Source organism: Achromobacter sp. EG18, assembly GCF_059759395.1.
Genome location: NZ_CM186213.1, coordinates 3,637,211 through 3,649,820 on the forward strand (window position 1 = coordinate 3,637,211; position 12,610 = coordinate 3,649,820).

General features: G+C 69.5%; 9 protein-coding genes. 3 read left to right on the plus strand and 6 right to left on the minus strand.

Features of this window, described 5'->3' with window-relative positions; all coding sequences use genetic code 11:
- Positions 1 to 13: 13 nt before the first annotated feature.
- Positions 14 to 1,429, minus strand: coding sequence for an FAD-binding oxidoreductase (locus tag AC6CR5_RS16670; protein WP_047991879.1), 1,416 nt, complete (start codon positions 1,427 to 1,429; stop codon positions 14 to 16).
- 117 nt (positions 1,430 to 1,546) lie between these two features.
- Positions 1,547 to 2,170 carry a BPTD_3102 family carboxylase-like protein gene (locus AC6CR5_RS16675; protein WP_006385901.1) on the minus strand — a complete coding sequence of 208 codons (624 nt, stop codon included), beginning with the start codon at positions 2,168 to 2,170 and terminating at the stop codon, positions 1,547 to 1,549.
- Positions 2,171 to 2,447: 277 nt separating this feature from the next.
- Between AC6CR5_RS16675 and AC6CR5_RS16680 the strand changes: the two genes are divergently transcribed.
- The 3 genes from AC6CR5_RS16680 to AC6CR5_RS16690 all read left to right on the plus strand — a co-directional run bounded on the left by AC6CR5_RS16680 (position 2,448) and on the right by AC6CR5_RS16690 (position 7,265).
- Entirely contained in the window at positions 2,448 to 3,872 is a 1,425-nt protein-coding gene (locus tag AC6CR5_RS16680) for a phosphomannomutase/phosphoglucomutase (protein ID WP_150101239.1), read from the plus strand.
- A gap of 6 nt (positions 3,873 to 3,878) precedes the next feature.
- Positions 3,879 to 5,438 (plus strand): glucose-6-phosphate isomerase, encoded by a 1,560-nt coding sequence (gene pgi / locus AC6CR5_RS16685; protein WP_047991881.1) that lies wholly within the window; start codon positions 3,879 to 3,881, stop codon positions 5,436 to 5,438.
- Positions 5,439 to 5,588: 150 nt separating this feature from the next.
- Positions 5,589 to 7,265 (plus strand): gamma-glutamyltransferase family protein, encoded by a 1,677-nt coding sequence (locus AC6CR5_RS16690; protein WP_233639441.1) that lies wholly within the window; start codon positions 5,589 to 5,591, stop codon positions 7,263 to 7,265.
- 7 nt (positions 7,266 to 7,272) lie between these two features.
- Here AC6CR5_RS16690 and AC6CR5_RS16695 read toward each other — a convergent pair whose 3' ends face one another.
- The 4 genes from AC6CR5_RS16695 to asnB are packed head-to-tail and all read right to left on the minus strand — an operon-like array spanning position 7,273 to position 12,607.
- A complete protein-coding gene (locus tag AC6CR5_RS16695; protein WP_047991882.1) occupies positions 7,273 to 8,406 on the minus strand; it encodes a glycosyltransferase family 4 protein in 1,134 nt (377 codons plus the stop codon).
- Entirely contained in the window at positions 8,403 to 9,560 is a 1,158-nt protein-coding gene (locus AC6CR5_RS16700; protein WP_498084737.1) for a glycosyltransferase family 4 protein, read from the minus strand. Before AC6CR5_RS16700 ends, AC6CR5_RS16695 begins: the two co-directional genes overlap by 4 nt.
- Positions 9,557 to 10,672, minus strand: coding sequence for a glycosyltransferase family 4 protein (locus tag AC6CR5_RS16705; RefSeq protein ID WP_047991884.1), 1,116 nt, complete (start codon positions 10,670 to 10,672; stop codon positions 9,557 to 9,559). Before AC6CR5_RS16705 ends, AC6CR5_RS16700 begins: the two co-directional genes overlap by 4 nt.
- Before the next feature lie 3 nt (positions 10,673 to 10,675).
- On the minus strand, positions 10,676 to 12,607 hold the full coding sequence (asnB, locus tag AC6CR5_RS16710) for an asparagine synthase (glutamine-hydrolyzing) (RefSeq protein WP_047991885.1): 1,932 nt from the start codon (positions 12,605 to 12,607) through the stop codon (positions 10,676 to 10,678).
- Positions 12,608 to 12,610: the final 3 nt, after the last annotated feature.

Here is a 12,610-nt window from a genome sequence, read left to right on the forward strand (position 1 = left end):
TTGAACGCTCCGGTCAGGCCTGCAGCACCTTGCCCGGGTTCATCACGCCGTGCGGATCCAGCGCGCGCTTGATCCGCCGCATCAGGGCCAGTTCGACCGCGCTCTTGTAGCGCGGCAGTTCGTCGCGCTTGAGCTGGCCCACGCCGTGCTCGGCGCTGATGGAACCGGCGTGCGCGTGCACGCTGTCATGCACCACGCCGTAGATGTCGCTTTGCAGCGCCAGCAACTCGGTCTCGGTCTGGCCGGGCGCGTTGGCCACGTTGTAGTGCAGGTTGCCATCGCCCAGGTGGCCGAAGATCACGTGGCGCACGCCGGGGAAACGCGCCTGCAGCAGCGCATTGGTGTGGTGCACGAAGCCGGCGATGGCGGAAATCGGGATCGACACGTCGTGCTTGACCGACTTGCCCAGCTCGGCCTCGGCCAGCGGGATGCTTTCGCGCAGGTGCCACAAGGCCTTGCTCTGCGCGACGTTGGCGGCGATGGCCGCGTCATTCACCAGGCCGGCCTCGATCGCCTCGCCCAGCACCGTCTCGAAGCGTTCGCGCGCATGCGTTTCGCTTTCGCTGTCCGACAGTTCCAGCAGCGCGAACCAGGGCGAAGCGGCGGAGTCGCCTTCGAACGGCAAGCGCTGCTGCGGGAACAGCCGCACCACGGCCTGCAGGCAATGGCCGCTCATCAATTCGAAGCCGGTCAGCGCGGCGCCGAAGCCGGCGCGGGCGCGCGACAGCAGCTCGACCGCGTTGTCTATGCTGTCCAGCGTCAGCAACGCGGTGCAGGAGGCCACTGGCCGCGGGAAAAGCTTGAGCGTGGCGGCGGTGATGACGCCCAGCGTGCCCTCGCTGCCGATATAGAGGTCGCGCAGATCGTAGCCGGTGTTGTCCTTGCGCAGGCCGCGCAGGCCGTTCCAGATCTCGCCCTCGGCGGTGACCACCTCGAGCCCCAGGGCCAGGTCGCGCGTGTTGCCGTAACGCAGCACCTGGGTGCCGCCGGCGTTGGTGGCGAGGTTGCCGCCGATGGTGCAGCTGCCTTCGGCGGCAAGGCTGAGCGGGAACAGCCGGCCGGCGTCGGCCGCGGCCTGTTGCACCGCCTGCAGGATGCAGCCCGCTTCCACCGTGATGGTGTCGTTGTCGGTATCGAGCGCGCGGACGCGGTTCAGGCGGGCGGTCGACAGCACCACCGCGCTGCCCGAGCCATCCGGCGTGGCGCCGCCACAGAGGCCGGTATTGCCGCCCTGCGGCACCACCGGCACGCCATGGGCCGCGCACAGCTTGATGGCATCGGCCACCTCCTGCGTCGAACCGGGACGGATCACCGCCAACGCCACGCCGCGATAGCGGCGGCGCCAATCCAGCGCGAACGGCTCGGCATCGGCGCCGGTCAGCACATGGGACTCGCCCAGGAGGGATTGCAATTCGCTCAGCAAGGTCATAGGCGCCGCACGGTGGGGCGCGCCGGGCCGCGCCCGGGCGCTGTTCAAGGGAGGTGCGGACTATTGTAGAGGCAGCTCGGCCGCGCCGGTTGCGCTAGTGTGCTGTCCAACAGCACACTAGCCCACGGCCTGGTCCAGGCGCGTGCCGGTCAGGCCGGTGCAGTAGGCGCGCGAGGCGATGCGGTTCATCAGGAACGCGCGATCGACGCCGGCCGGACCCGGCATTTCGGACAGGGCGCGATAGGCGCGCCGCAAGGCTTCGCCGCGGGTGGCGCCGCAGACCAGCAGGTGCGTGCAAGGCATATGGCGGTCGGCGCAACCGTCGATGCGCACCTCCAGCGCGTGCGCCGCGACCGGTTCGAAGTCGGCCACCGCGGCGCCCGAACGCGGCCGCGATTCCGCAAGGATCACGCGGAACACCCCGGTGCGATCGTCCAGTGAAAAGGCCACCGTCCCCATGCCCTGCCAAGCGCGATCCCGCGCCACGCTGGCCGCGATCGCGCGCAGGGCGCTCTCGACCGAGGCCGGCAGATGCGGAGCCGGACATTCGGCGATCAGCACGCGGGCATCGCGCCAGACACAGCGCTCCCAGGCCCGGCCGGTCGCCAGCTCGCCCTCGGGTGAGATGAATACGTGAATGTCGAGCCGGCGTTCCCGCCCGGCCGCCGGGCCGGCGAAGTCCGTGGGCGGCCTGCGCCTGGCGCCGCCCGATGACGTGACTGTGGATACTTTGGCTCTCATGGGCCCCTCCGGTCTTTCTGCTTGCATGACTAGCGTATCACCTTCGGATGGCGAGCAAGTTCCATGCCAGCGGCATGCCCCCGCCGACGCCGGCTTCGGGGCCCATGCCGACGCACCGCCACGGCGCGCCGCCGCCAGCGCGGCGCACCAGGCTGGGGCGGGCGCGGAGCAAGCCCCTGGACGCCTTAAGCCACTGGCGGGATGATGCATCCGGCGCCGATAGGGGATAATCCCATTTTGCGCCCTTTTTTTTGGCCGGCTCGTCCGGCGCCGGGGCATGCCAGCGCAACCCGTCACCCAAGGAGCCGTCGTGGCCGACAACTCGCAATTCCCCGCCGCCGTCTTCAAGGCCTATGATATCCGCGGCACCGTCCCCGACCTGATCGACGCCCGCTTTGCGCGAGCCCTGGGCGCGGCGCTGGCCGCGACCGCGCGCGAACAGGGCGTGCAGACGCTGGTGGTGGGCCGTGATGGCCGTCTCAGCAGCGAAATGCTGTCGCAGGCGCTGCAGGAAGGCATGCTGGAAGGCGGCGTCGACACTGTCGATATCGGACAGGTTCCCACGCCCCTGGTGTATTTCGCCGCGCACACGCTGCAGACCGGCTCCGGCGTCGCCATCACGGGCAGCCACAATCCGCCCAAGTACAACGGCTTCAAGATGATGATGGGCGGACGCGCGCTGTATGGCGAAGATGTGCAGGCCCTGGCGCGCCGCATGAACGGCGGCACCGACGCGCCCGCGCCGCGCCCCGGGGTGCGGCGCGAACTGGACCTGGTGGCGGCCTACATCGCGCGGATCGCATCCGGGGTGAAACTGGCCCGGCCCATGAAGATCGCGATCGACTGCGGCAACGGCGTGGCGGGTGCGATCGCGCCGCAATTGTTCCGCGCCCTGGGTTGCGAGGTCACCGAGCTGTTCTGCGAGGTCGATGGCACCTTTCCCAACCACCATCCCGATCCGGCCGAACCCAAGAACCTGCAGGACCTGATCCACTGCCTGGCCACCACCGACTGCGAAATCGGCCTGGCGTTCGATGGCGATGGCGACCGCCTCGGCGTGGTGACCAAATCCGGCCAGATCATCTGGCCCGACCGCCAGCTGGTGCTGTTCGCCCGCGATGTGCTTGAGCGCAACCCTGGCGCCACCATCATCTACGACGTCAAGTGCAGCCGCCACGTCGGCCTGTCGGTCGAAGCCGCGGGCGGCGAGCCGCTGATGTGGAAGACCGGCCACTCGCTGGTCAAGGCCAAGCTGGCCGAAACCGGCGCGCCGCTGGCCGGCGAGATGAGCGGCCACATCTTCTTCAAGGAGCGCTGGTACGGCTTTGACGACGGCCTGTACACCGGCGCCCGCCTGCTGGAAATCGTATCGCGCTTCAGCGATGCCGGCGCGCCCTTGGAGGCCCTGCCGCAGGACGTGTCCACGCCCGAATTGAAGCTTGAAATGGAGGAAGGCCAGCCCTTCACGCTGGTGCAGGCGCTGCAGGAGCAGGGCCAGTTTCCCGGCGCCACGCGCGTGGTCACCATCGACGGCGTACGCGCCGAGTATCCCGACGGCTTCGGCCTGGCGCGGCCGTCCAACACCACGCCAGTCGTGGTGCTGCGCTTCGAAGCGCAGACCGCCGAGGCATTGGCCCGCATCCAGGGCGATTTCCGGCGGGAACTGGCTAAACTGGCGCCCGACGCCACCCTGCCCTTCTAGTCGCCGATGTCTTTGCCCAACAGTCCAGCCTGGCGGCGCTTCGCCGCCGCAGCCAAATCCGCCGACCTGCGCGGCGAGCAACTGCGCCTGATCAACGCCCCCGGGTTGCGCCTGGACCTGAGCGCGCAGGCGTATTCCCCCGCGCTGCAAGAGGCGGCGGCCGCCTTGCTGGCACAACAGGAGTTCGATGCCGCGCGCGCGCGGCTGTTCGATGGCGGCGACGCCAACTGGACTGAACAACGCCCGGCCTGGCACACCGCCCTGCGCGCGCCGCAGCCTCCGGCCATGGTTGCCGCCGCCGTATTGGCCGAACGCGAGCGCATGCGCCAATTCGTGCGCGATGCCGATGCCGCCAACCGCTACAGCTGCATCCTGCACCTGGGTATCGGCGGTAGCGACTGGGGGCCCCGCTTGATCACCCGCGCACTGCGCTACGGCGGGGCGCGTCGCGAGGTGCGCTTCGCCTCGAACGTCGACTCCCATTCGGTCGCCGACGCCATGAGTCGGCTGGATCCCCACGACACGCTGGTCATCGTCGCCTCCAAGTCCTTCACCACCACCGAGCCGCTGGCCAATGCCGAAGTCGCCATGAACTGGCTGCGCGACGCCGGCGTGGCCGATCCGATCAAGCAAGTGGTGGCGATCACCGCCAACGTCGAGGCCGCGCTCAATCTGGGCATCTCGCCCGACCATATTTTCCAGATCTGGGACTGGGTGGGCGGCCGCTATTCGCTGTGGTCCGCCATTGGCCTGCCGGTCGCGCTGGCGATGGGAAACGATACCTTCGACCAGTTGCTGGCCGGCGCCGCCGCCATGGACGAACACTTCCGCCACGCCCCGCTGGCCGAAAACGCCCCGCTGCAATTGGCCCTGGCCGGCGTCGTCAACCGCAGCGTGCTGGGCTTCGACTCGCTGGTCATCTCGCCCTACGATTCGCGGCTTTACCACATCGTGCCCTGGGCCCAGCAACTCGAAATGGAATCGCTCGGCAAGGTCGCGACCGCCGACGGCAGCCCGGCGGGCGTGCCGACCGGCCCCGCCGTCTGGGGCATGTCGGGCACCGATTGCCAGCACACTTTCTTCCAGTGGCTGCACCAGGACACCGCCGGCGCGCCCGTCGATTTCATCCTGTGCGAGCAGCCCGACCACGCCTATGCGCGCCACCACGAACTGTTGATCGCCAATTGCCTGGCGCAGCGCGCGGCGCTGTTGCGCGGCAAGTCGTTCGACGAGGCGCTGGCCGAAACTTCCCGCACCGAAGCCGATCCGGCTCGCGCGCGGCTCCTGGCACAGCACAAGGTGCACCCCGGCGGACGGCCATCCTCGCTGATCGTGCTGCCGCACCTCGAGGCCTACACCCTGGGCGCCCTGCTGGCGCTGTACGAGCACAAGGTATTCACGCAGGGCGTCATCTGGGGCATCAACCCGTTCGACCAATGGGGCGTCGAGTTCGGCAAGGCCTTGGCCAAGAACATCATCCGCGAACTGGACGCGCCGGCACAGCAGGTGGCGCCGCAGGATCCGTCCACCCGCTTCTGGATCGACACGATCGCCCGGCGTTCCTGACGCCATCGGCACGCCGGGTGTGCCGCCGATGTGTCCGGGTGTGCCGTTGGCGAGTCGACGAAAACCGCCGGGCACTGTCCCGCCAGGGCCGCTCTGGACAGGATTCGGCGACGGGCGAATAATGGCCCGTCGTCCTACCCGGAGCGTCCCATGCGCATGCCTGTCCGCCGCACCGCACGATTCCTGGCCGCCCTCGCCTTGTGCGGCGCGGCCGGCGCGCAGGCCGAGACCATCGCCACCGGCATGGTGGCCGCGGCCAACCCCCTGGCGGCCGCCGCGGGGCTCGACGCCCTCAAGCGTGGCGGCAGCGTGGTGGACGCGGCCATCGCGGTACAGATGGTATTGACCGTGGTCGAGCCGCAATCGTCCGGATTGGGCGGCGGCACGCTGATGCTGGTGTGGGACCAGGACGACGGCACCTTGTCCGCCCTGGACGGGCTGGCCGCGGCGCCGGCGCGCACCACCGCCAGCCTGCGCACCGACGTCGACGGCGCCACCCTGCCCCTCAAGGACGTGGCGCGCCTGGGCCGCTCGGTCGGCGTACCCGGCACCGTTCGCGTCATGGCGCTGGCGCACCAGCGCCACGGAAAACTGCCATGGGCCAGCCTGTTCCAGGCCGGCATCCACAGCGCCGAAGACGGCTTTCCGATGTCGCCCTACCTGCACGACAGCCTGCAGCGGCTGCCGCAACTGGCCGAGAACCCCGCGATCCGCAATGTGTTCTATGACGCCCGCGGGCAGGTGCTGCCGGTCGGCGCAACGGTCCGCAATCCGCTGCTGGCGGACGCGCTGCGCAAGGTCGCCGCCGATCCGGATGCAATCAACCATGGCGTGCTCACCGCCGATGTCCTGGCCGCCATCGGCGCAGGCAAGTATCCCAGCCTGATCCAGGCCGCCGACCTGGCGGCCTACCGCCCGGTCGAACGCACGCCGATCTGCGGCCCCTTCCTGTCCTGGAAGGTCTGCACCTTTCCGCCCCCCAGCTTCGGCGGTGTATCGGTGCTGCAGCAACTGGGCATGCTGGCCGCCCGCCGCATCGACACACTGGCTCCCGGCTCCGCCGCCGCCGACCACCTGTTGATCGATACCGCGCGCATCGCCCGCGCCGACCGCCTGGCCTATATCGGCGACCCGGCACAGGTCAAGCCGCCGGTGCGCCAGCTGATCGCGCCCGGCTACGTGCGCGAACGCGCCGCCCTGCTATCCGGCAAGGCGGTCACGGACCCGCGCCCGGGGGTGTTCGCCGGCATGCCCGCACCGGCCGGCGCCGACGCGCCGGGCACCACCGAAACCAGCCAGGTCGCTATCGTCGACGCGCGCGGCAATGCGTTGTCGATGACCACCACCATCAACCTGAACTTCGGTTCATGGCTGATGCCGCACGGCTTCTTCCTGAACAACGCCCTGACCAATTTCTCGTCGACCCACGGCAAGGGCGCGCCCAACGCCATGGCGCCGAACAAGCGGCCAGTGACGTCGATGGCGCCCACCATGGTGTTCGATGGCGATGGCAGGCTGGCGCTGGTGACCGGATCGGCCGGCGGCGGCTATATCGTCGATTACATCGCCCAGGCCGTGGTCGGCATCCTGGCCTGGGGGCTGCGCCCCGCCGACGCGCTGGCGCTGCCGCACGTCGCCGGCAACAGCGGCCGCAGTCAGGTGGAAAAGGGTCGAGTGGCGACCGATACCATCGCGCAATTGGCCGCCCGCGGCCACAAGCTCGAGCAGGTCGACATGAAAAGCGGCGCCGCCGCGATACGCGTGACGCCGCAAGGCCTCGATGGCGCCGCCGATCCGCGCCGCGACGGCGCGGCCTTGGGCCATTGAGCCGGACTCAGGCGCTCAGCGTGTCATACAAGTCCACGTGGATACGGGCCACGCGCTCGATATTGAATTCGCGTTCGGCCAGCGCCCGGCCCGCCGCGCCCATGGCCTGGCGCTGCGTCGCATCGCCGGCCAACCGCGCGATGGCGTCGGCCAGCGCCTGCGGGTCGCGCACCGGCACCAGCAACCCGGTCTTGCCGGGGTCAATGGCATCGCGGCAGCCAGGCACGTCGGTCGTGACCACGGCCCGGCCGCATGCAGCCGCTTCGATCAGCGATTTGGGCAACCCTTCGCGATAGGAAGGCAGCACCGCGATGTGCGAGTCCGCGTACAGTTGCGGCACGTCGGCGCGCTCGCCCAGCGCCTCCACGCACCCTTCGCGCTGCCAGGCTTCGACCTCGGCCGGCGTGGCGGAAGCCGGATTGCCGGCATCCACGCCGCCCACCAGCCGCATCGTCACCGGCACGCCACGCTCGCGCAACAGGCGCGCGGCCTGCACGAATTCCTGCACGCCCTTGTCGCGCAACAAGCGCGCCACCATCGTCACCACCACCGGCGGCGCCGGCGGTTCCGGCAGCGCCCGGCACAAGTCCAGATCGACGCCGGCTCCCCGGATGAGCACCACCTGCTCATCGCGCACCGCGCCCAATGACTTGAGCAGATCGCGATCGGCGCCATTCTGGAAGATCACCCGGCTATTGCGATGGCCCAGCGCCAGGCGGTACAACCGCGCCACCACGGCGCGCACCAGGCGCATCTTCAACGAGTTCGACAGGAACACGAAGCCCAGCCCGGAAATCGCGGCCACCATGCCCGGCACACGCGCCAGCCGCGCGGCGATACCGCCATACAACACCGGCTTGATGGTCACCAGGTGCACCACCTGTGGCCGCACGTGCCGGAACAGTCGCAGCAGCGCCAGCAACGTGCCCAGTTCTTGCAACGGATGCTTGCCGCTGCGCGTCATCGGAATGGCATGATGGGTCATGCCCAGCGCCTCGATGTCGGCGACCGCGGGGCCATCCATCGTCGCCACGTGCACGTCGTATCCGGCGCGCTGCGCGGCCAGCGCCACGGGCACCCGGTGCGACATGAAGAACGCGGGGTTGTTGACCACGAACAGCAAGCGACGGGCCGCGCTCATGCCGCGCCTCCGGAAAGGCGGCGCCACACCGCGGTATAGCTTTGCACCATGCGTCCCAGGTCGAAATTCTCCAGCACCCGGGCGCGGCCCGCCTCGCCGGCGCGGCCCTGGCCGCGCGAGGCCACGTCGCGCAGCGCGGTCTCGATGCCGCGCGCCAATGCCTCGGGCTGTTCGGGGGGCACCACCACACCGGTGTCTCCGATGATATAGGCGGCGTCGCCCACGTCCGTCGCCACGCAGTAGACGCCGCAGGCCATGGCCTCGGCTACGACGTTGGGAAATCCTTCGGCGCAGCTCGACAGCACGTGCAGGTCCAGGCCGTTCATCACGGCGGGCACCTCATCGCTGGGACCGGCCAGCACCAGGCGTTCCCGCAGGCCGAGCTTGTCGACCAGCGCCATCAGCTCCGGATTGTCGGCCGTCATGCCGCGCCCCACCAGCACGCAGCGCAGCCCCGCGTCGCGTCCATCGCGCACCAGCGCGGCCACGGCGCGCAACAGATTGCCGTGGTCCTTCAAGGGATCCCAGCGCGCTACGCAGCCGATCACCGGCACATCGCCGTCCAGGCCCCATTGGGCGCGCACCCGGGCGCGCGCGGCCGCATCGGGCGCATAGCGCGACAAGTCGTAGCCGTTCGGAATCACCACCATGCGGTCGCGGCGATAGCCCTTCGCGGCATGGCGCTCCGCGGCGTCCTGCGCCGCGCACACGATCGCGCCGGGCAGCACGCCCGACAACAGCGCGCAGGCGCGCAGCACCATGCGGGCGGAGCGGCTGCTGCGCTCGAGGTGGGCGCCGGAATTGCGGATGCCCCAGGCGACGGCGCGCACGCCCGCCAGGCGGGCTGCCAGGCCGCCGATCAGGTCTGCGTGGTACATCCAGGTCTGCACCGCGCCAGGCCTGGCGCCGGCGATGAGGCGGCGCAGGCCCATGAAGCCCCGCAGCGTGATGCGGCCGCGCGGCATGCCGAGGGTATGCACGGTGATGCCGGCGGCGCGCAGCCGCTCGCCATAGATGCCGCCGTCGGTCAGCGACACGACGATGTGTTCGACGTCCTGTCCGGGGAAGGTGGCCAACCGCCACAGCACGGATTCGGCGCCGCCCTGGCCCAGGCCGGTGATCACGTGCACGACGCGCAACGCGGCGGCGCTCATCGCCCTTCCCTCACGGCCTCGAACAACTGGTCCCATTCAGCCAGCACGCTGGCCAGCGCATAGCGCTGGCGCACCGCATCGGCGCCGCGCTCGCCCAGCTGCCGGCGCAATCCCGCGTCGCCCAGCAGGCGACGCAGCGCCTCGCGCAAGGCATCGCGATTGCCGGCGGGCACCAGCAAGGCGTCCTGGCCATCGCGCGTCATCTCGCGCGGACCACTGGGGCAGTCGAAGGCGGCGCAGGGCAGGCCCAGCGCCATCGCTTCCAGGAGCACATTGGGAAAACCCTCCACCAGCGAACTGAGCACGAAGGCCTGGCCCTGAGCCAATTCTTCCCAGGGCGCTTCGGTGCGGCCCGGCAGGCTGACCCGCTCGCGCAGCCCCAGGCTATCGACCTGGCGTTCCAGCGCGCCGCGCTCGGGGCCTTCGCCCCAGATGCGCAGGTTCCAATCCGGGAACTCGGGCGCCAGTTGCGCGAACACGTCGATCAACAGATCGAATTGCTTGTCCGTCACCAGCCGCCCCATCGCCAGCAATGTGCGCGGCGCGGCGTCTTCGCGCTGGACGACCCGCGGCGCGTCCAGCAACGGCGCGGGCAGCGGGTTGGGAATCACCGCCAGGCGCTTGATGCCCGGCACCTGCCGCGAGAACGGGCCGGCCGTATCGGCCGCCTGCACCGTCACCATGTCGGCGCGTGGGTACAGCAGGCGGCGCAGCCTGCGCCAGACCGTGCCCGTGGTGGTCTCGACCACCGGGTTGGTGCGCTCGCAGACGATCAAAGGGGCGCGCAGGCCGCGGGTGGCCAGAATGGCGGCCACGTTGACGTTGGTCAGGAACGACACCACCACGTCGGGCGCGGTATCGCGGATATGCCTGCGCAGGGCCAGCAGGCGCTTGAACGCGGCCATCGGCCCCGACACGCGCGTGCCCGCCAAGTCCGCCAGCCAGTCCAATTTGACCTTGTCCGACAGCGGGTAGAAGCAGGTGCCCTTGGACGAATAGGTCGGCGTCAGGGTGACGTCGTCGCCGCGTTCGGCCCAAGCGTTGACCAGCGTGGCGGCCACGCGCTCGGCGCCCCCGGCGTGCATGGAACTGACCAGCATCAGTATTTTCATTCGTCAGCGACTCCCAACCGTTCCTCCCTGTTCAGTGCCCGCGCGATAGCGGTCCAGCCAGGCCTGCATCATCAGCACCCCCCACAGGTGACTGTCCCAATTGCGATGTCCGGACACGTGCTCGCGCCACTTGCGCAGGATGGGCTCGGGCTCGAACCAGCCTTCCTGGCGCAGGCGCGCCGGGTCCAGCAGCGCTTCGGCCCAGTCGCGCAGCGGTCCACGCAGCCAGGCCGCAAGCGGCACGGCAAAGCCGCGCTTGGGCCGGTCCACCAGCGCCTGCGGCACATGGCGGTACAGCACCTGCCGCAACAGCCATTTGCCGGTGGCGCCGCGCACCTTGTAGTGGTGCGGCAGGCTCCAGGCGAATTCGTAGACACGGTGATCGATCAACGGCACGCGGGTTTCCAGGCTCACCGCCATGGCGGCGCGATCGACCTTGACCAGGATGTCGTCCGGCAGGTAGGTCACGGTATCGAGCTTCATCATGGACTCGAAGGTGGACCCGCGCATCGCCTGCGCGAATTCGGACACGGGCTCCACCCCGCCCTTGACCACCCGGGCCGGATCCGACCAGTACGACACGAACAGGCGGTAGAAATCGCCGCGCGAGTCGGCGCGCAGCAGCTCGCCCAGCTTGCCGACCTTGCCGCGCCAGGCGCCGCGTCCCGGCAGATGGGTCGAGGCGCTGAGCAGCGCGCCGGCCGGCGTGCGCAGCAGCGACGGAATGCGTTCGCACTTCTGCCACCAGTTGTTGACGCGGAAATAGCGCGAATAGCCGCCGAAGAGCTCATCGCCGCCGTCGCCGGACAAGGCCACCGTGACATGCTGGCGCGCCATGCGCGTCACCAGCGAGGTCGGGATCTGCGACGAATCGGCGAACGGCTCGTCATACATGTCGGCCAGGCCTGGCACGACCGCCAGCGCGTCCTCCGCGGTGACGTAAAGCTCGGTATGGTCGGTGCCCAGGTGCGTCGCAACCGCCTTGGCGTGCTGCGCCTCGTCGTAGCCCTTTTCATGGAAGCCGATGGCGAAGGTGCGCACCGGTTGCGAACTCTGGGCCTGCATCAGCGAAACGATGGTGGACGAATCGATGCCGCCCGACAGGAAGGCCCCCAGGGCCACGTCCGACAGCATCTGGCCGCCCACGGCCTTGGACAGCACGCCCTCCAGCGCATCGGTCGCCTGCGCGTCCGAGTCGAACGACAGCAACGATTGCGCCGCGGTATCGGCCGCTTCCCGCGCCGACCAGTACACGCGGGGCTCGGGCATGCGGCGGCTGCGGGTGTCATCGGCGGTGAACTCGATCCAGGTGCCCGGCGGCAGCTTGGCGATGCCTTCGTAGATGGATTGCGGCGCCGGAATGTAGTTGTGCCGCATGAACGACGCCAACGCGTTGCGGTTCAGGTTGCGACCGAATCCGGGAATCGGCGTCAGCCCCTTGAGTTCCGAGGCGAACACCAGCTCGGCGCCCGAATAACCGTAATACAGCGGCTTTTCGCCCATGCGGTCGCGCGCCAGCACCAGTTTGCGCGAGGCGCGGTCCCACAGGGCGATGGCGAACATGCCGACCGACGCTTGCAGCGTGGCTTCGATGCCCAGCGCGGTGAAGCCGGCCAGCAGCGTCTCGGTATCGGAGTGGCCGCGCCAGGACGGCGCCAGGCCCGATGCCTCGAGCTGCTGGCGCATGTCCATGTGGTTGTAGATCTCGCCGTTGAACACCATGACGTAGCGGCCGCAGGCCGACACCATCGGCTGGTGGCCGGCCTCGGTCAGGTCCTGGATCGCCAGGCGCACGTGCGCCAGCGCCAGTTCGGCGCCAGTGTCTTCCCAGAAGCCATTGCTGTCCGGCCCGCGGTGGCGGATGCGGCGGCAGCTTTCCGCCAGCACTTGTGCCTTATCCCCCAGGGGGCCCCAAATTCCGACAATTCCACACATGAT